This window comes from Bacillus sp. Medicinal_06 (assembly GCF_056711665.1).
The window spans coordinates 583,692-603,539 of record NZ_JBWYHD010000003.1 but is presented as its reverse complement, the minus strand read 5'-3'; the positions used below and the strand labels follow the sequence as shown (position 1 = coordinate 603,539).

The window sequence follows — 19,848 nt, the reverse complement described above, 5'->3', positions numbered from 1 at the left end:
AAGTAGGTGGAGATATGAATAAGAGGTTTTATAAGAAAATCATGTTGTCAATGATGGTTCTTGGGGTCACGACAAGTAATATCGTACCACTGCATCCCCTTGCAGCAGAACCAAAAAAACAAATCCATTCATTACAAGAAAGTGATAAAAATTATTCCCTTGGTCCTGCTGGATTCCAAGATGTAATGGCGCAAACAACATCTAGTGTATTTGCAATGGATTCGTATGCGAATACAATTCGGAATCAACAGGAAACAGATTTGAGTAGAATTAGTTCAATTAATAGCAGTTTACGAGAAAACATGGTTAAGCATCAAAAAGATGCAAAAGTGAATGCATCTTTTTGGTTAGATGAAATGAAACCTAAAATTATGAAAACAGATCAAAATATAGTGGAATTTAATGGGACGTTTCAGTCTTATTACAGTAGTCTAATAACAGCAATTGACCAAAAAGACAGAGGGAAATTGAAATCTGATCTAGAGAAACTATACAATATTATTTTGACTAATCAGAGTGAAGTGGACAAGCTATTAGAAAACTTAAAAACGTTTCGAAATAGAATGGCGGAAGATACAAAAAGCTTTAAAGACGATTCAAATCAATTAACAGCAATTTTAGCAAGTAGAAATGCTGGAATTCCACTTTTGCAGCAACAAATCAATACTTATAATGATTCAATTAAAAAAAGTAATGATATGCTAATTGCTGGGTCAGTGCTTTGTGCGGCGTTAATTACTTGTCTTGCCGGTGGACCGATGATTGCTGTTGCCAAGAAAGATATTGCAAACGCAGAGAGAGAAATCGAAAATTTAAAGACGAGAATTTCTGGGGCACAGGCAGAGATAGCTATTTTGACCGATGTGAAAAATAAAACAATAAATATGACGGAAACAATTGATGCAGCCATTACTTCTCTTCAAAATATTTCGAATCAGTGGTATACAATTGGTGCTAAGTATAATGATTTGTTACAAAATGTAAAAAGTATCAATCCTGAAGAGTTTACTTTTATTAAAGAAGATCTAAATATAGCTAAAGATAGTTGGCAGGATGTCAAGAATTATACAGAAAAATTACATGAAGATGCAAAAGTGAAATAAAGTGAAACTTGAATCAGTGGTGGTTTTCTTCATCCGCCACTGATTATTATCCTGCACCAATCGGTCTTTTACTGCCTGTTAATGTGGAATAAATAGAGAGGAAAGAATATAAGTAAGGAGAATATAGAGAGACTTGTTGTTGAAAATTTTTACGCTAAATCAGTCATTTTGAAGTGATTTATCCTAGGGAAGTTAGCTATTAATTCAGATGGTCGAATTTTCTGGAATAAAGCGGTATAATGCTTGTAAGTATGATGTATTTGAGTATAGAAAATGTAAGGAAGGATATATTTAGTATGGATAAAGAAAAACAACAACTAAGCGTTGAAGTTGCAAGATTATACTACCAATCTGATTATAGCCAACAAGAAATCGCTAATAAGTTAAAAATTTCCAGACCGACTATTTCAAGGTTGTTAAAATATGCGAAAGAAAAAGGGTTTGTTCAAATTAACATAGCAGATCCATTTGCTGATTTAGATAATGTAGGAAACTTACTTAGAGAAAAATATAATTTATTAGAAGCACATGTTGTATTTTCTCCGGTACCAGAGTATGCGACAATTACAGAATATATTAGTAAATACGCTGCTGAGTATATGGAAAAGACGGTTAAAAACGGGGACATCGTCGGAGTGAGTTGGGGAACGACAATGTATGAAATTGCTAGGAAAATTATACCTCAGCACGTAAAAGGGGTAGAAGTTGTCCAGCTGAAAGGTGGTATTAGTCATTCAAGTGTAAATACATATGCGAATGAGACAATCGCTTTATTTGCAGACGCATTTCAAACGACACCCAGAAATTTACCACTTCCAGTTATATTTGATAATGCAGTGACGAAAGAATTAGTGGAACAAGATAGACATATTCATCACATTATTGAAATGGGAAAACAAGCAAACATTGCAATTTTCACTGTCGGAACTGTGCGTGATGAAGCGCTATTATTCCGATTAGGATATTTGGATAAGGATGAAACGAGCTTGTTGAAAAAACAAGCAGTCGGTGACATTTGTTCACGTTTCTTTGATGAGAACGGCAATATTAGTAGTAAAGAAATTAATCAGCGTACAATTGGTATTGAGTTAGAAGAACTGCGATTAAAGAAACGTTCTATCCTCGTTGCGGGGGGATCAAGAAAAGTGAGAGCAATCGATGGAGCGTTAAGCGGTGGATATGCAAATGTATTAATTATAGATCAGCATACTGCAAAAGAATTATTGCATTATAAAAAAGGGTAAAATAAAAGGCTCTCTCAAAAGTAATGTTTTGGGAGAGCCTTTTTGAATATATTATCTATTTTAGTATGAGTAAATAAGGGTATAGTATCTCGTATAATATTTATAAGGGATACTCTTCGATTGATCTCCTTTTTCAAAAGTTAGGGAGTTAGCCATTATATCTCTTTCCACAAAAGTCCAACCATCTTCCTCCATCATATGGATAAACGGTTCCATTTTTCCACGTTTTACTAAGTAAGGATATTCATTATCTGTTGGTTCTACTGCTATCATTTCCTTATCTTGAATAACCATTTTTGAAATAGCTATAGCAAATGGTATTGGGTTCCCTTCTTGGAAAATTACTTTCCTTTTTTGAAAGACAAATATAGATAGTGCGATGCATATTAGTAATGCTAGTATAAAGGGCTTCGATTTTAGCAAATGGCTCACATCCTTTGTCTCCCATTTTATACTACAAATTAAGATTCGTTTTATTGGGGATAATTTCCTCCTAGAAAAGATTGAACAAAATTTCATGAGTGTATTTACATTTGTTCAAAAAGGGGTTAGAATGAAGTTGTTAAAAGATATGAGGAGTGAAGAAAATGAACATTGCAAAGTTAATTGATCATACAGTTTTAAAACCAAATACGAAAAAAGAAGATGTAATGAAAGTTTTAGAAGAAGCAAAGAAATACAATTTCGCTTCTGTTTGTATTAATCCTACATGGGTGAAATTAGCTGCTGAAGAATTAGCAGGACATGATGTAGATATTTGTACAGTTATCGGATTCCCTTTAGGTGCAAATACAACTGAAACAAAAGTATTTGAAACAAAAGATGTAATTGCAAAAGGCGCAACTGAAGTAGATATGGTGATTAATGTTGGTGCTTTAAAAGATGGTGACAATGAATTTGTTGAAAAAGATATTCGTGAAGTTGTACAAGCTGCAAAAGGAAAAGCGCTTGTAAAAGTTATCATTGAAACTTGTTTATTAACAGACGAAGAAAAAGTTCGTGCTTGTGAATTATCTGTAAAAGCTGGTGCTGATTTTGTAAAAACTTCAACTGGATTCTCAACTGGTGGAGCGACTGCTGAAGATATCGCATTAATGCGCAAAACTGTTGGAGCAAATGTTGGTGTGAAAGCATCAGGTGGCGTTCGTACACGTGAAGATGCAGAAAAGATGATTGAAGCTGGTGCTTCTCGAATCGGTGCAAGTGCAAGTGTTGCAATCGTATTAAATGATCAAGAAGGCGCTTCAGATAACTACTAATTCATAAGGAATGGGAAGTAATAGATACACAAAATGTTAAAGAGCATAGTGTATCTATTACTTTAATAATTGAAAATATGTAAGCGGATACGGAAAAGGAGGGAGAATGTTATGAAATATGTAATCGGTATCATAGGCTTGATTATTGTGTTAGGTATTGCATGGCTTGCTAGTAATAATAGAAAAAAAGTGAAATATCGTCCTATTATAACGATGGTTGTGCTTCAGTTTATTTTAGGTTTCTTATTATTAAACACAAGCATTGGAAATGTACTAATCGCTGGAATTGCAGATGGTTTTGGACAATTGTTAAAGTATGCTGGTGATGGTGTTAATTTCGTATTTGGCGGGTTAGTGAATCAAAAAGAATTTTCGTTCTTTTTAGGGGTATTAATGCCAATTGTTTTTATATCAGCTTTAATCGGAATCCTGCAACACATTAAGGTGTTACCATTTATTGTGAAATATATTGGTTTAGCTTTAAGTAAAATAAATGGGATGGGGAAACTTGAATCGTATAATGCGGTGGCTTCAGCAATTTTAGGACAATCAGAAGTGTTTATTTCTGTTAAGAAGCAACTAGGTTTGCTATCGGAAAGAAGATTATATACATTGTGTGCGTCTGCAATGTCTACAGTTTCGATGTCCATCGTTGGATCGTACATGGTTTTATTAAAACCGCAGTATGTTGTAACCGCTTTAGTACTTAACTTGTTTGGTGGATTTATTATTGCTTCTATCATTAACCCTTACGAGGTTACTGAAGAGGAGGATATGTTAGAAGTACAAGAGGAAGAGAAAAAGAGCTTTTTTGAAGTGTTAGGCGAATATATAATAGATGGCTTTAAAGTTGCTATTACAGTAGCAGCTATGTTAATTGGATTTGTTGCTTTAATCGCTTTCGTTAATGCTGTGTTTAAAGGTGTAATTGGTATCTCATTCCAAGAAATTCTTGGTTATGTATTTGCGCCGTTTGCATTTATTATGGGAGTTCCTTGGCATGAAGCTGTGAACGCAGGTAACATCATGGCGACGAAACTTGTATCAAATGAATTTGTAGCTATGACAAATTTAGCACAAGGAAACTTTAATTTCTCTGGAAGAACAACAGCTATTATATCCGTGTTCCTTGTTTCATTTGCGAATTTCTCTTCAATTGGAATTATTGCAGGAGCTGTTAAGAGCTTAAATGAAAAACAAGGGAATGTAGTAGCAAGATTCGGTTTGAAATTACTTTTCGGTGCAACGTTAGTAAGTTTCTTATCGGCAACGATTGTTGGTTTAATATATTAAAAGTTTCATAGAATACAAAAAAGGAATGGTGATTAAGATGAGAATGGTAGATATTATTGCGAAAAAACGTGATGGTAAAGAGTTAACAACAGAGGAGATCGGGTTCTTTATTAAAGGATATACAGATGGATCAATACCTGATTATCAAGTGAGTGCACTGGCAATGGCTATCTTTTTCAAAGACATGTCTGATCGAGAACGTGCTGATTTAACGATGGCTATGGTAAATTCAGGAGAAACAATTGATTTATCAGAGATTGAAGGAGTTAAAGTAGACAAACATTCAACTGGCGGTGTTGGGGATACAACAACATTAGTTTTAGGACCATTAGTAGCTGCGTTAGATGTACCAGTTGCAAAAATGTCTGGTCGAGGTTTAGGACATACAGGTGGTACGATTGATAAATTAGAAGCAGTAGAAGGCTTCCATGTTGAAATTACGAAAGAACAATTTATTGATTTAGTGAACCGTGATAAAGTTGCAGTTATTGGACAAACAGGAAATTTAACACCTGCTGATAAAAAAATCTATGCATTACGCGATGTAACTGGAACAGTGAATTCCATTCCGTTAATCGCAAGTTCAATTATGAGTAAAAAAATTGCAGCTGGTGCTGATGCAATTGTTCTTGATGTTAAGACAGGTGCAGGTGCATTTATGAAAACAGAAGAGGATGCAAAAGAATTAGCACATGCGATGGTACGAATCGGAAATAATGTTGGACGTCAAACAATGGCTGTTATTTCAGATATGTCACAACCGCTGGGCTTTGCAATTGGTAATGCTCTTGAAGTGAAGGAAGCAATTGATACGCTAAAAGGAGAAGGACCAGAAGACTTAACAGAATTAGTGCTTGTATTAGGAAGTCAAATGGTTGTGCTTGGTAAAAAAGCAAATACATTAGAAGAAGCACGTGAAATGTTAATAGAAGTTATGAAGAACGGAAAAGCAATTGAGAAATTTAAAGAGTTTTTAAGCAATCAAGGCGGAGATAGCTCAATTGTAGATCATCCAGAAAAGTTACCACAAGCAAAATATGTAATTGATGTGCCAGCTAAAACTTCAGGTGTGGTTTCTAACATTGTGGCTGATGAAATTGGTATTGCTGCTATGCTTCTAGGTGCAGGTCGTGCAACAAAAGAAGATGAAATTGATTTAGTGGTTGGCTTAATGCTACGCAAAAAAGTGGGAGAAGTTGTTAAAGAAGGAGAACCACTTGTTACGATTTATGCAAATCGTGAAAACGTAGAAGATGTAAAAGCTAAAATTTATGAAAACATTTCTGTATCAGAAAATGCTGAAACTCCTAAATTAATTCATACAATTATTACTGATTAAGAACTATTAAAATGAACTGTACTTTGAGGAGGAAATAACATGGATAAAAAAAGATATATTGAAGAAGCGACTAAAATGTTAGAAAAAGCTTATATTCCATATTCTAAATTCCCTGTTGGTGCAGCGTTAGTTACGAAAGAAGGTAAAGTGTATACCGGTTGTAACATAGAAAACGCTTCTTACGGTTTATGTAATTGTGCGGAAAGAACAGCTATATTCAAAGCGGTATCAGAAGGGGAACGTGATTTCAGTTATTTGGTAATCACGGGTGAAACAGATGGCCCGATTTCGCCATGCGGGGCTTGTAGACAAGTTATTGCCGAGTTTTGTGATCCCCAAATGCCGGTATTACTAACAAATCAAAAAGGTGATGAAAAAGAAGTAACGGTGGAACAATTGTTGCCAGGTGCTTTTACAATAGCGGATTTATCTTGAGTGTAAAAGTGTTTTAAATTATGAAGTAATCGGATTAGAGACAATGAGATTATATGTTAAAAAGAGCCATGATTTCTAAAGATAGAAATTAGGCTCTTTTTATGTTTTATCAAATTTTTTCGTTACATCCATTTGAGTATTCATTTTCCAAGTTTCAAGCGATTTTTTGCATGCTGTAAAGCAAGCGGAGTTACGTTTTCTCCGTTAGGATCCACAATTGTTGTGTTTAATAAAATAGAGTCTAAACTCCCGCGAAATTCTTTCATATAGCTTTGTCGTAACATCTGTTGTTCCTGTTTTTCAGTTTCTTTTAGCCCGGAAGTTCTTTCTTTTTTTGCTAGTTCATTAATGCGAAATAATATATTTTTCATTATACTCACCTCTCGTTTTTAACTTTAAATTAGTAACTTACTAATTTAAAGTTATTGTAATGTTTTTGTTTGATTATGTCAATAGTGGCAAATAAAAAAGACGCTCTTTTTGAAAGAAGAGTGTCTAATTGTAGTATATTTAATTTACCCATCATTTTTATAAATGATTTCTATTAAAATAATTCATTTTATTTATTTGTAGTCTAAATATATAATAGCGATTAGATGAGTGTAAAGGAACAGCTGTTTCATGGATGATTTAAATAGAGAATAAAAGGTCCTCAGAGACTTGCTCAGTGTGAACATATGTGAGTTTGTGTGTAAAACCAACTAAATTCATGAGAATGATTATTTTTGTTGGTGTCTCGTTACATAATAGACTGCGTTTTCGAGTAAATGGAAAACGATATAACTTACATATTCATTTTCTCATTAATATAGAGATATGGTTATAAAAAGAAAAAAATCGAGAAGATATAGGATCGTACAACAGGAGGAGTAAGTATGGAGCTGCGCCATTTGAAAACTTTTATTATTGTAGCGGAAAGCGGTGGCTTTACACGGGCTGGAGAACAACTTGGGTATACGCAATCGACAATCACCAATCATATTCGATCGTTAGAAGAAGAGATTGGGAATCCATTATTTGATCGCCTTGGTAAAAAAGTAATTTTAACTGATATAGGGGAGCATATGCTTTCTTATGCGCATAAAATATTGGAATTATCAAATGAAGCATTGGAATCATCTCAAATGAACGGGGAATTTTCAGGGACAATACGCATTGGAGCAAATGAGTCTTTAATGATTTATCGATTACCTGCTGTTTTATATGAATTTAAAAGGAAGTACCCGCAAGTACATATCATTTTACAACCATCAGAGAGTCAAGAATTGCACAATGAGCTAAAATCAGGGAAATTTGATTTCGCTTTATTTACACATCCAGAACAACTAGGTGCGGATATCGTTACCCATTCTCTTGTTCAAGAGAAGATTGTGCTTATTGCTCCGCCGAAACATTCACTCACAAAAAAAGTGAGCGTTAGCCCTGCTGATTTAGAAGGAGAAATGTTGTTGCTTACAGAGCCAGGGAGCTATCGAGATTTGTTAGAAAGACGGATTAAAGAAGATGGTATTAATTGTTCTCATATTCATTTTTGGAGTATTGAAGCGATTAAGCAAACTGTTATGTGTGGGCTAGGGATATCTTATTTACCGTTTATAACGGTAAAAGAAGAAGTCGAGCAAGGTAAGCTTAGTGTATTACCATGGACGTATAGTGAAGATTTCGTCACAACTGAATTGGCATATCACAAAAGTAAATGGTTAACTCCTGCAATGAAGAAATTAATTGAAATGATAGAAAAGCATGCAGAGAAATGGAAAGAATTCGCTTGATTCTCTGATCTAAAAGTAGCTGAAAAAATATATATTGGGGTAGATAGGGGGAAAAAGAATGAATGATAGAGTAATGAATGAGAGAGTAAAAGAAGTAGCGCTTGTCGTAATTGGATCATTATTATTTGCGATTGGAATTAACTTTTTTGCGATTCCAAATCGATTATCTGAAGGTGGCATTATTGGACTTACAGTTATTACATATTATTTATTTGAATGGTCACCAGGCACTGTAAACCTGTTAATAAATGCAGTACTACTTGCAATTGGGTATAAGTTTTTTGATAAAAAGACAATGGTGTATACAATACTTGGTATTGTCTCTTCATCTTTCTTTTTATATATCACAGAAGATATTGCGACTCCGGTAAATCATGATACATTATTAGCTGCTCTATTTGCGGGTGTTTTCGTTGGCGTTGGTTTAGGATTTATGTTCCGTGCAGGTGGTACATCAGGTGGATCTGCAATCATAGCACAATTAGCAAACCAATATTTAGGCTGGAGTGTTGGAAAAGGTGTATTAATTATTGATATCGTCGTTATTGCAGGTTCAGTATTTATTATTGGACAGGAAAAAGCGATGTATACGCTTGTAGCGGTATTTATCGGTGCAAAGGTTATTGATTTTATTGTAGAAGGATTGAATACAAAGACGGCTGTAACAATTATTTCAAACAATCCAGACATGATTAGAGAATCTATTATGAAGAATATGACACGTGGTGTAACAGTATTAGAGGGAAAGGGCGGTTATACAGGAAATAATAAAGAAGTATTATATATTGTCATTAATAAACAAGAACTTATGCAATTAAAGAAAGTCGTGAGTCAAAAAGACGAAAATGCATTCGTTGTTATTCACGATGTACGTGATGTGTTAGGTGGCGGCTTTAAAGCGAGTTAAAAAAAGCTAGTCTTCAATTTTGAAGACTAGCTCTTTTATTGAAATCGGTAAAAACTAGATGAGTAGAAGCGTGTAAATCATTTTTAAATCTATGATTCGTTTTAAAGTGAATAACATGTATACAAAAAGTAAAAGCTATGGATTGTGAAATTATAAAATACAGATGGACTTTTTAACTCTCTATCTGCATTTATATTACGATGAATATGGAGGAAAGACATGACTAGAATAGGAATTATTATTGGAAGTACACGTCCAGGGCGTAACGGTGAAGCAGTTGCTAAATGGGTATACGATATGGCAAAGAAACGCAGTGACGCTGAGTTTGAACTTGTTGATATTGCTGATTATAATTTGCCATTGTTGGATGAGCCGGGTTCTCCAGCGACTGGACAATATACTAAGTCACATACAAAGGTATGGTCTGGAAAAATTGGGTCACTTGATGGGTATGTTTTTGTGACACCTGAGTATAACCATGCAACATCGGGAGCGCTTAAGAACGCACTGGATTATTTATATAATGAGTGGAATAATAAAGCAGCTGGTTTTGTAGGGTACGGTGGAATGGGGGGATCTCGTGCAATAGAGAATTTAAGATTAATCATGGGTGAGCTGCAGGTTGCTGATGTGCGTAACCAAGTCGGATTTTCGTTATTCACAGATTTTGAGAACTTTACTGTTTTTAAACCTGCTGCGCACCATGAAGGCGCAGTCAATAACATGATCGATCAAGTTATTGCGTGGAGTGATGCGTTAAAGGTTTTACGAAATAAATAAGAGATGCTGTGTGGGGAATATTCATAGGAGTCATCGAGAGTATAAAGATCATGGGTCGTTTGAATTTTCTATATGATGAATACAATTTGATGATGTGGTAGAGAGTTTAATCCAAATCACCATTCGTTCTAGTTACTTCTTTTTTAGAAATAAGATCATAATAAATACGATAACTGCTAATATAGTAGTTAGCATCTTGCATTCCTAAAATATTTGCTTCTTTTATAGCTTCCATTTTTGGTAATTTACCTATTAATTCAGGTAAATAATTTTTCGTTTGTGTCGACATAACAGTGGTCAATAATGCTGTGCCAATTGCACCAGAAACCATACGAGCTGTATTAGCTGCTGCAGCACCATGACGACTCATAGAGGGCGGAAGTTGATTTAATCCAAATGTCATTACGGTCATCATAATAAATGAGATACCGAACATAAAAGTAGAGTACAGAACGGTTACATATAATAAACTGGAATCCAAACTTAAAGTTGTATACAGCCAAGATGTTCCTATAATCGTAAGCATTCCAATAAAAGTTAATGGACGTATGCCATAACGATCTAAAATAATACCGGTTATAGGTGACATAATTCCCATCACAATTGCACCAGGTAATAAGATTAATCCTGTTTGAAATGTAGAATGGCCTAAAATATTTTGAATATATACAGGTGTTAGGAGTTCAACACTATACATTGCAAGTGCAACAAAAGCACCGATTCCAATCGTTATAGAAAACTGTTTGTTTTTAAATACGGATAAGTTTAGCATTGGTTGTTCAGCTACTAACTCTCTCCATATAAATAGACCGATAAAAATAAAACCAATTGTGATTGTAATAATAACTTGTTGAGCACTCTAACCTACGCTACCGGCCATAGAAAAACCATATAATAGTGAACCTAAACCAATTGTCGATGTAATGACACCTAGTAGATCAAACTTTGGATTTCCCTTTTCTGTAACATTACGTAAAAAGAAGAAAGCTAAAATTAAATCTATTATCCCAATTGGTATAATAATGTAAAATAGTACTCTCCAAGAATAGTGTTGTAGAATCAGCAAACCTGGATGGTTTGAACTTTTTAGCTGGAAAAACAATGGATGAAATTAACAAAAAAGCGTTCCAAGGAACAGTATTAGCTCATGTAGATGGTGGTGTACCAAACATGGTTGTTGAATTAGATCAATTGAATGAATTTACATTTGGTGAAATGGTGTACTTCTTTGAGAAAGCTTGTGGAATTAGTGGATTGTTGCTAGGGGTAAATCCATTTAATCAACCAGGAGTTGAAGCATATAAAAAGAATATGTTTGCCTTACTTGGTAAGCCAGGTTTTGAAGCAGAAAAAGCGGAATTGATGAAGCGCTTATCCAAATAAAGTGAAACTTTAATCAGTGGGATTTTCTTTATCCTCCACTGATTATTATCCTTCACCGATTAGACTTTTATGGGCAGACCTAACCTCCTTGCTTTCGCGGAATGTTGAGGTGAGAGTTTTACTGCCTGTTAATGCGAGATAAAATTGTAAATGTTAAAAATTTAGACCCTTATCGAGACTTTGGCTACGATTTTGATAAGGGAGCTTTTTTATGAAAAGAATTATTTGTGTAGGATTATGTGTCTATGGTTGTTGTTAGTTCTATGAAAGGGATTTTAATTCCATTTTTGTGGTAGAATGTCGTAAAGTGAAACGTTGATTAGACCTCACCATTGCACGTTTACCCCGCTTTAACGGGCTGTAATACTCCCACCTCAAAACTGAAGAGAATACGAAGAAGTTTAGGTAGGAGATAAACAAGCCCATAAAAGCCCGATTGGTTTAACTAACAATCAGTAGGGGATGGAGAAAACCCCCACTGATTGAAGTTTCACTTTATAGATAGTTGATCCCTATTTAATATCTTTGCAATTGTTACATGTTACGGCGGGGGCTTATTATTCGTTAATGCGGGTTAAATTATTTTAAGGGAGGATATTAAGAATGAATAACGGTAAATTGCTTGGGTATATCGGAACATATACGCGAGGGGATAGCGAAGGGATTTACAAATTTACATTGGATACAAGGGCAGCGACAATTAAAGAGGTTAGTCTAGCGGCTAAATTAGATAATCCTACATATTTAGCTATTAGCGAAGATAATCAATTTTTATATTCCGTCATAAAAAAAGGTGAATCAGGTGGAGTAGCAGCTTTTTCTATTAACCATCCTATTAACAGTCTTGAAGTAATAAATAGCCAAGTATTAGATGGGGCATCACCATGTCATGTGAGTATTGATAAAACAAATCAAGTAGTAGTTACGGCAAACTATCATAAAGGGACAATTGAATCTTATATAGTAAATAGAGAAGATGGAGCTTTAGATTCGGCGACATCTATTATAGAGCATAAAGGTTCAGGTCCAAATAAAGAGAGACAAGAAAAGCCACATACCCATTACGCTGGATTTACGCCTGATCATAAATACGTAGTAGCTGTGGACTTGGGAATTGATCAATTAATTACGTATAAAGTAAGTAGCGGTATTTTAACAGAAGTTAATCGATCGTCAGTTCAGCCTGGAAGTGGTCCAAGGCATCTTGTATTTCATCCAAATGGAAGATACGTCTATGTGATGACAGAACTGAGTTCGCAGGTAATCGTTTTAACATATAATGCTGAGAATGGTGGATTTAAAGAAGTTCAATATATCTCCACTATTCCAAATGAATATAGTGGAAATAATCAAGGGAGTGCAATTCACATATCTTCCGATGGTCGTTTTGTATATGCAGCAAACAGAGGGCATAATAGTATTGCTGTTTTCAGTGTGAATCAAGATTCAGGGGAGCTTACTTTTGTTGAATCTGTATATACAGAGGGGGATTGGCCCCGAGATTTCATATTAGATCCTACTGAGAAATTCCTTATCGTTATAAACGAAAGAACTAATAACCTTGTGCTATTTTCAAGAGACGAGTCTTTTGGAAAATTAAAGCTTTTGCAGTCTGATGTTGTAGTACCTGACCCGGTATGTGTTAAGTTTTTGAATATGTAATGTATTGGTATTACTGTATTTATGTAATGAAATATTTTAAGGTGAAGCGTATGTTTCTTTCTATAAGCATACGCTTTTTATTAACCATTTTAACTGGGAAGCCTCCTCATCTAAATAAAGTGAAAGGGGGAATAGGTCAATGAGGGCTTGCTATTGATGCAGGATAAAAAGAAAAATATTTTTTTGACGAGAAAATAATTAAAGTGTACTGTGTTTATGTAAAGTAATTTAAAAAAGTAAGAAATGAAAACGAGCAGTTTCGAAACTACAATATCGAAACTGCTCGTTTTCATTTCTTTTAACTAAACCTTCAGCACTAAATTTCATGAGCGACAAAGTAATTCGCAAAACAAACAAGATTTGGATCATTGCTTGTGGAAAAGCTGCTAAACGTTTTGTATATATTATCCAGTATTTGTGGGTTTTAAATTGTTGCACTGAGTCTTTTTCTCCCAATATTATAAAACGTTGAGAGAATTGATTATAGGTGTTAGTTGTTATATATATGTTGTTCATGTTTGGTTGGAAGTGAGGGGGTATGCTCTGGGAATGTTACAAATACAGTTAGAACAATTGCTGTGCCAATTGAAAGTAATAATAGGAACCAGCGATGAATATAGGAAGAAAAAGCTTCTGATAAGAATTGGATGATGCATGATGTAGTAATGGTTATCGTAAGCATGATACTAATAAGAAGTATACTGTGTGCTTGTTGAGCGCTTAACATTTCTGTAATCATAGTTCCCATCATACTAGCCATCATTCCAGAGAACATGCCTTCTAAAGCAGAGTATAGATGAAAACGGAGCCCAACTAAAAATCCAATTATGCTACTAATCAAAATAGAAAACAAAGTAGAATATAACAAGTCGCCTTTGAAAATAATACCAAAATAAAATCCGATACTTAATCCTATGCTCATACTAAAAGACATAATAAATACCATATACTCCATTAGGGTACCTTTGGATTTAGAAATATAAGCAGTAGAAAGAACCAAGATAAAACAAAGTGTTAAGGTAGTCAATGTATAAGTGGATATAGTAATACCTCCCTGTCCTTTTGTTCACTTCATCATATGAGGGAGTATAGAATATTTATGCCTATATATATCTGCAAAGTATCTGCATAATTTAGAAGGTTTAACGATAAATGAGATTCATTATAGAGATGATTATTTCAGCATTATGAAAAAGACAGAATCATCGATACAATAGCATATGCTTAAAAATTTTTAAAAATAGGCTTGTAATCAGTTGCAAATTATACCCCTTACCCGTATAATGTATGTAAAGAAAGCTAATTTCAATAACTGAGGTGATATTGATGGGGCATTGTGAAGGGAATGAAACAAATCCAAAAATGGTTCCTCGAACAGAAGAGGAAGTTCAAAATGTTATAAAACGTTTAAAGCGTATTGAAGGGCAAGTCCGTGGGGTTCAAAAAATGGTGGAAGATAATCGGTACTGTGTTGATATTTTAATTCAAATTTCAGCAATTAATGCAGCTTTAAATAAGGTAGGTTTTTCTTTGTTAGAACGTCATACAAAACATTGTGTAGCAAAGGCGATTCATGAAGGGAATGGAGATGAGTCTATTCAAGAATTGATGAATGTCATGAAACAATTTTCAAAGTAGGAGGGGTATACAATGGATAAACAAAAACATGTTACGCTTGGCGTTACAGGAATGACATGTGCAGCTTGTGCAACTCGGATTGAAAAAGTATTAAATAAAATGGATGGAGTAGAAGCTAATGTAAATTTAGCTATGGAGAAAGCAAGTATCAAATATGATCCATCCCAGCAAGAAATCTCTACTATAAAAAATAGAATTAAAAAACTAGGCTATAACGTAGCGGAGGAAAAAGTTACGTTAGATATTGAAGGAATGACATGTGCAGCTTGTGCAACTCGAATTGAAAAAGTGTTAAACAAAATGGAAGGCGTTTCGAATGCAACTGTAAATTTAGCTACAAACAGCGCGGTTGTAGAATACAATGAAGGCTTACTTTCTACAGAAAAAATCTTAGAAAAAATAAAGAAAACGGGGTATAAGGGACAAATACGTAGTGAAGATGTAGATCGTTCAGAGAGAAAAGAAGAGGTAATTAAGGAGAAGAAGCGTCAACTTATCATTTCTATTATCTTATCCTTACCTTTACTCTATACAATGGTAGGGCATATGCCATTTGATACGGGTCTACCGATGCCACATATTTTAATGAATCCATGGTTTCAACTTCTATTAGCAACGCCGGTTCAATTTTATATTGGTGGTCATTTCTATGTTGGTGCTTATCGTGCTCTTAGAAACAAAAGCGCGAATATGGATGTACTAGTTGCCTTAGGAACATCAGCAGCTTACTTTTATAGCTTATATGAGGCATTGAAAACATTGGGAAATCCTGCGTATGTGCCGGATCTTTACTTTGAAACAAGTGCAGTTTTAATCACATTAATTTTAGTTGGAAAGTATTTTGAAACATTAGCAAAAGGACGTACAACAGAAGCGATTTCTAAATTATTGAGTTTACAGGCTAAAGATGCACTTGTTGTGCGTAATGGTCAAGAAATACGAGTACCCCTTGAAGAAGTAGTTATTGGAGATACGATTATTGTAAAACCAGGTGAAAAAATACCTGTGGATGGTATGGTAACTTCAGGGGTATCTTCCGTTGATGAATCTATGATTACTGGAGAATCTATTCCAGTTGATAAAAAAGAGGGAGACGCTGTTATTGGCGCTACTATTAACGCAAACGGTGTTCTGACTATTAGAGCTGAAAAGGTTGGAAAAGATACAGCTTTAGCAGGCATTATCAAAATTGTTGAAGAAGCGCAAGGTTCTAAAGCGCCTATTCAAAGATTAGCAGATGTTATTTCAGGTATTTTTGTACCGATTGTTGTAGCTATTGCCTTAGTTGCTTTTATTGTATGGTATTTCTTTATCACACCAGGGGATTTACCAAAAGCATTGGAAGTTGGGATTGCTATCCTTGTAATTGCTTGTCCATGTGCGTTAGGTCTGGCTACACCAACTTCTATTATGGTTGGTACAGGAAAGGGAGCAGAGAAAGGAATTCTCTTTAAAGGAGGTGAATTTTTAGAAGGGACGCATAAAATCAATGCTGTGTTACTTGATAAAACAGGAACAGTAACAAAAGGGAAACCGGAAGTTACTGATGTGTTAGAATTTGAAGAAGGTATGCTCGATTATGCTATTTCAGCTGAAAGTGCTTCTGAACATCCATTAGCGCATGCCATAGTTGAATATGGAAAGAAAAATGAAATTGTCTTGAAAGATTTAAAACATTTTTCAGCAATTCCAGGCCATGGGATTGAAGCAAGCATTGAAGATAAAAAGGTTCTTGTTGGAACACGTAAATTAATGAATGAACAATCAGTAGAAATATCACAACATGAAGAAGTTATGAAAGAATTAGAGTATCAAGGTAAAACAGCAATGCTTGTCGCAATTGATGGGAAACTTGCTGGAATGATCGCTGTAGCTGATACAGTAAAAGAAAGCTCAAAGTATACGATTCAAACATTAAAAGAAATAGGGATTGAAGTATACATGGTGACGGGGGATAATAAACGTACAGCTGAAGCGATTGCGAAGCTAGTTGATGTTGATCATGTATATGCAGAGGTATTACCAGAAGATAAAGCTAAAATTGTAGATGATTTACAAAAGCAAGGGAAACGAGTAGCGATGGTAGGAGACGGTATCAATGATGCGCCGGCTCTTGCGAAAGCTGATATTGGTATGGCGATTGGAACTGGTGCGGATGTAGCGATTGAAACTGCAGATGTCACTTTAGTTGGCGGTGACTTGTCACATATACCAAAAGCGATTGAATTAAGTCGTAAGACAATGAAAAATATTCGTCAAAATTTATTTTGGGCACTATTCTATAATGCAATTGGAATTCCGGTAGCTGCGGCTGGATTATTAGAGCCTTGGGTAGCAGGGGCTGCAATGGCATTTAGCTCAGTATCTGTTGTGACTAACGCGCTTCGCTTGAAACGCGTCAAAATATAAATTAAATGGAGGAATGTATGATGACTATCACATTAAATGTACAAGGAATGACATGTAACCACTGTAAAATGGCAGTAACAAATGCACTAACAGAGTTAGAAGGAGTACAAAATGTTGAGGTGCATTTACAAGAAGGAACTGTAAATGTAGAGTATGATAACGCAAAAGTAGATGCAGACAAAATGAAAGAAGTTATTGAAGATCAAGGATATGATGTGAACTAAAAGATAATCTCAATTATCTTTTAGGAAAAAGGCCGCTTTATAAAAGGGGTCTTTTTCTTTTAACATATGTTCCGAAAAGAAGTCCCCTTCCTCAAGGAGCGAGAAGGGCGTGGCCCAGCGAGTAGGTGGGGGGTGAATTTTCGGTAGGCGGTAGCTTACATGTTTTTTGTACACGATTTTTTGATCCTATACGATATAATAAATATGAAAATAGAAAGAAAGGAGAACGTATATGGCAACCACAAAAGAGGGTGTATATATCAAAGGAACGAAAAAGTCACTGCCAGATGGATGGGTCACCTATGCCTTTTGATACGCCCTTTTCCCCACACAAGAACAAGCCGCAAGATTAGAAAAAGCGTTCGGATGTGAACGAAAAGTGTATAACGAATATGTTTCTGGTTTGTATGAATATCTAGAATCGATTGCCTTTGAAGGTGGGTTCATTCGTTATAAGGTGCCGAATCACACAACGATTACTGCTAAATATGATTACTTAGATAAGAGTAACGATTCTTTTGTGTATAATGACGCAAAAATGAGATTCCAGGCAGCCATTAAAAAATATAATGAGACGTATGCAAAACGCCCCGTACAATACAAAAAAGCAGTGCGAAAAAAGATGAAAACAATCGGATATGTTCCCACGTTAAAAGACATCAAAGGTATGCCCAAGTTCCACAGTAAAAAACAAGGAAAATTCAGCTATACGACAAATCAAACAAATGGAAATATTAAAATGAAGCAAGTAAATGAATCTTATGTGTTATGTATTCCGAAGTTCCAAGAAGGTATTTCGATTCATCTTCACCGAGAATTATCGATTGGCGGGATCATAAAAAAGCAACCGTGAAACGAGAAGGCACGAACTACATTGTTTCTCTTTCTGTTGATTCGTTTTGTCCACATGAAAAACAGGTAGAATTCCTTACTTCTGAAGAGGTAATTGGATTAGATTACAGTCAAAGTGAATTGTATGTAGACAGCGAAGGACGAACCGCGCAGTATAGCCGATACAACAAAATCATTGAAAAACGACAACGAAGAATGAACAAATCCTTAGCGCGCAAGAAGAATCATGCGAAAACAGATGAAGCAGGGCACACCCTATATAGTCAGAATTATGAAAAACAAGTGAAGGGATATCAAAAAGTAACAACAAAAGCAAAAAACCAAAGAAAAGATTTTCTACACAAGAAAAGTAATCAGATAACCAATGATTACCATGCTATTGTTGTAGAAGATTTGAACTTAAATAACTTGGCGCAATGTTTACGTTTAGGAAAAAAACTACACGACAATGGATTTGGTATGTTTCGTACGATGTTGCAATACAAATCTAAGAAAAAAGGTAAACATTACATTGTTGCAGATCCGTATTTTGCATCAAGTAAATTATGTAGTACGTGTCATCACAAAAAAGAGATGTTGAAGTTATCGGAAAGAATCTATACGTGTGACAATTGTGGCACGAAAATCGATAGAGATTACAATGCGGGTCGGAATCTAAAATATTATGGCCTTCGTGTTTTACACGAACAAGGTCTGCTCGCATAGTTTGTATCGATTTTTGGTAGCGGTAGGGACGCCGCGAATACAAGGCTTTGGACATGAGCCAGTAGGCTTGTAGGTGAAGGAGCAATAAAAGAGAAAGTCTTTTGGCTTTTGAAGCCCTCACTTCAAACAAACTGTAAGGTTGTTAAGTGGGGGGAGTTCACTACGATTTTAGCGAGTGGTAAAAATGCAACTGTGCTACATTATGAAGATAATGATTCCAAAATTAATAAAGGCGACCTGGTGTTGCTTGATCTTGGAGCTCAGAAGGACTACTATAATGCTGACATTAGCTATACGTTCCCTGCAAGTGGAACATTTTCGAATCGCCAAAAACAGATTTATAATATTGTGTTAAAAGCATTGAGAGAAACAATTGAGATCGTGAAGACGGGATTAAAATTCGCTGCGTTAAATGAACATGCAAAAAAGGTGCTCGCTGAAGAGTGCAAGAAAATCGGTTTAATTCAAGAGAGCTCGGAACTATCCAATTATTATTATCATGGAGTGAGCTATTTCCTTGGTTTGGATACTCACGATGTAGGTTCATACAAAGACCGAGTGCTAGAGGCTGGTATGGTCATTACAGTGGAACCTGGTTTATACATTGAAGAAGAGGCGATTGGAATACGTATCGAAGAGGATATTCTAGTTACTGAAGAAGGATATGAAAACTTGTCAAAAGACATGATTAGAACGGTTGAAGAGATTGAGAATTTCATGGGAACATATAATTCATATGTGAAGGAAAGACAGATTATTGCAAAATAATAAAGGGTAAAAGGCGCTCGATTTCGGGCGTCTTTCTTATTTGAGAAGTGTATAATAGAAGGTATATGTATGATA

General features: G+C 35.1%; 19 protein-coding genes and 3 pseudogenes. 17 read left to right on the top strand and 5 right to left on the bottom strand.

The features are described 5' to 3' along the window. Positions 1-14: 14 nt before the first annotated feature. Both nheC and AC1M36_RS10175 read left to right on the top strand, forming a co-directional pair. Positions 15-1,103, top strand: a complete 1,089-nt coding sequence (gene nheC / locus AC1M36_RS10180) for a non-hemolytic enterotoxin subunit C (RefSeq protein ID WP_336454169.1) — start codon at positions 15-17, stop codon at positions 1,101-1,103. Between the two features lie 296 nt (positions 1,104-1,399). Continuing rightward, positions 1,400-2,347 carry a sugar-binding transcriptional regulator gene (locus AC1M36_RS10175; RefSeq protein WP_336454170.1) on the top strand — a complete coding sequence of 316 codons (948 nt, stop codon included), beginning with the start codon at positions 1,400-1,402 and terminating at the stop codon, positions 2,345-2,347. Positions 2,348-2,407: 60 nt separating this feature from the next. Here the strand turns inward: AC1M36_RS10175 and AC1M36_RS10170 are convergent, their stop codons facing one another. After that, positions 2,408-2,770, bottom strand: a complete 363-nt coding sequence (locus AC1M36_RS10170) for a hypothetical protein (protein ID WP_336454186.1) — start codon at positions 2,768-2,770, stop codon at positions 2,408-2,410. 164 nt (positions 2,771-2,934) lie between these two features. Between AC1M36_RS10170 and deoC the strand changes: the two genes are divergently transcribed. From deoC to AC1M36_RS10150, 4 genes are all read left to right on the top strand, one after another. Further along, on the top strand, positions 2,935-3,606 hold the full coding sequence (deoC, locus tag AC1M36_RS10165) for a deoxyribose-phosphate aldolase (protein WP_336454171.1): 672 nt from the start codon (positions 2,935-2,937) through the stop codon (positions 3,604-3,606). Between the two features lie 111 nt (positions 3,607-3,717). Further along, positions 3,718-4,899: a NupC/NupG family nucleoside CNT transporter gene (locus AC1M36_RS10160; RefSeq protein WP_336454172.1), complete on the top strand. Its 1,182-nt coding sequence runs from the start codon at positions 3,718-3,720 to the stop codon at positions 4,897-4,899. A 37-nt stretch (positions 4,900-4,936) separates the two neighbouring features. Continuing rightward, positions 4,937-6,238: a pyrimidine-nucleoside phosphorylase gene (locus AC1M36_RS10155; protein ID WP_431613230.1), complete on the top strand. Its 1,302-nt coding sequence runs from the start codon at positions 4,937-4,939 to the stop codon at positions 6,236-6,238. Between the two features lie 39 nt (positions 6,239-6,277). Continuing rightward, positions 6,278-6,673 carry a cytidine deaminase gene (locus AC1M36_RS10150; RefSeq protein ID WP_336454174.1) on the top strand — a complete coding sequence of 132 codons (396 nt, stop codon included), beginning with the start codon at positions 6,278-6,280 and terminating at the stop codon, positions 6,671-6,673. A 140-nt stretch (positions 6,674-6,813) separates the two neighbouring features. Here the strand turns inward: AC1M36_RS10150 and AC1M36_RS10145 are convergent, their stop codons facing one another. Continuing rightward, positions 6,814-7,044 carry a DUF896 domain-containing protein gene (locus AC1M36_RS10145; RefSeq protein WP_431613229.1) on the bottom strand — a complete coding sequence of 77 codons (231 nt, stop codon included), beginning with the start codon at positions 7,042-7,044 and terminating at the stop codon, positions 6,814-6,816. 504 nt (positions 7,045-7,548) lie between these two features. Here AC1M36_RS10145 and AC1M36_RS10140 point away from each other — a divergent pair. The 3 genes from AC1M36_RS10140 to AC1M36_RS10130 all read left to right on the top strand — a co-directional run bounded on the left by AC1M36_RS10140 (position 7,549) and on the right by AC1M36_RS10130 (position 10,132). After that, the gene (locus tag AC1M36_RS10140; protein WP_431613228.1) at positions 7,549-8,445 is read left to right on the top strand and encodes a LysR family transcriptional regulator; all 897 of its coding nucleotides are present in this window, start codon (positions 7,549-7,551) and stop codon (positions 8,443-8,445) included. A 58-nt stretch (positions 8,446-8,503) separates the two neighbouring features. Further along, entirely contained in the window at positions 8,504-9,352 is an 849-nt protein-coding gene (locus AC1M36_RS10135; protein ID WP_336454177.1) for a YitT family protein, read from the top strand. A 219-nt stretch (positions 9,353-9,571) separates the two neighbouring features. Continuing rightward, a complete protein-coding gene (locus tag AC1M36_RS10130) occupies positions 9,572-10,132 on the top strand; it encodes an NADPH-dependent FMN reductase (RefSeq protein WP_479845813.1) in 561 nt (186 codons plus the stop codon). Between the two features lie 106 nt (positions 10,133-10,238). Here the strand turns inward: AC1M36_RS10130 and AC1M36_RS10125 are convergent, their stop codons facing one another. Beyond that, positions 10,239-10,904: an MFS transporter gene (locus AC1M36_RS10125; RefSeq protein WP_479845812.1), complete on the bottom strand. Its 666-nt coding sequence runs from the start codon at positions 10,902-10,904 to the stop codon at positions 10,239-10,241. Positions 10,905-11,197: 293 nt separating this feature from the next. Here AC1M36_RS10125 and AC1M36_RS10120 point away from each other — a divergent pair. After that, positions 11,198-11,515 (top strand): annotated as a pseudogene (locus AC1M36_RS10120) (glucose-6-phosphate isomerase); the annotation flags it as partial. A gap of 603 nt (positions 11,516-12,118) precedes the next feature. Next, the gene (locus AC1M36_RS10115; RefSeq protein WP_336454180.1) at positions 12,119-13,177 is read left to right on the top strand and encodes a lactonase family protein; all 1,059 of its coding nucleotides are present in this window, start codon (positions 12,119-12,121) and stop codon (positions 13,175-13,177) included. Between the two features lie 228 nt (positions 13,178-13,405). On the opposite strand, the gene AC1M36_RS10110 is transcribed toward AC1M36_RS10115, so the two are convergent. Both AC1M36_RS10110 and AC1M36_RS10105 read right to left on the bottom strand, forming a co-directional pair. Further along, positions 13,406-13,615 carry a hypothetical protein gene (locus tag AC1M36_RS10110; protein ID WP_336454181.1) on the bottom strand — a complete coding sequence of 70 codons (210 nt, stop codon included), beginning with the start codon at positions 13,613-13,615 and terminating at the stop codon, positions 13,406-13,408. Between the two features lie 52 nt (positions 13,616-13,667). Continuing rightward, positions 13,668-14,219, bottom strand: coding sequence for a hypothetical protein (locus tag AC1M36_RS10105; RefSeq protein ID WP_336454187.1), 552 nt, complete (start codon positions 14,217-14,219; stop codon positions 13,668-13,670). Between the two features lie 284 nt (positions 14,220-14,503). On the opposite strand from AC1M36_RS10105, the gene AC1M36_RS10100 reads away from it, so the two are divergent. From AC1M36_RS10100 to AC1M36_RS10075, 6 genes and pseudogenes are all read left to right on the top strand, one after another. After that, entirely contained in the window at positions 14,504-14,815 is a 312-nt protein-coding gene (locus AC1M36_RS10100; protein WP_336454182.1) for a metal-sensing transcriptional repressor, read from the top strand. A gap of 12 nt (positions 14,816-14,827) precedes the next feature. After that, positions 14,828-17,224, top strand: coding sequence for a heavy metal translocating P-type ATPase (locus AC1M36_RS10095; RefSeq protein WP_479845811.1), 2,397 nt, complete (start codon positions 14,828-14,830; stop codon positions 17,222-17,224). A 20-nt stretch (positions 17,225-17,244) separates the two neighbouring features. Then, a complete protein-coding gene (gene copZ / locus AC1M36_RS10090) occupies positions 17,245-17,448 on the top strand; it encodes a copper chaperone CopZ (protein WP_336454184.1) in 204 nt (67 codons plus the stop codon). Between the two features lie 325 nt (positions 17,449-17,773). Then, positions 17,774-18,301: pseudogene (locus tag AC1M36_RS10085) on the top strand (helix-turn-helix domain-containing protein); the annotation flags it as partial. Continuing rightward, complete coding sequence (locus AC1M36_RS10080; protein WP_431613227.1) at positions 18,298-19,005, top strand: RNA-guided endonuclease InsQ/TnpB family protein; 708 nt, start codon at positions 18,298-18,300, stop codon at positions 19,003-19,005. The pseudogene AC1M36_RS10085 and the gene AC1M36_RS10080, both read left to right, overlap by 4 nt. Before the next feature lie 153 nt (positions 19,006-19,158). Further along, a pseudogene (locus AC1M36_RS10075) lies at positions 19,159-19,773 on the top strand (M24 family metallopeptidase); the annotation flags it as partial. Positions 19,774-19,848: the final 75 nt, after the last annotated feature.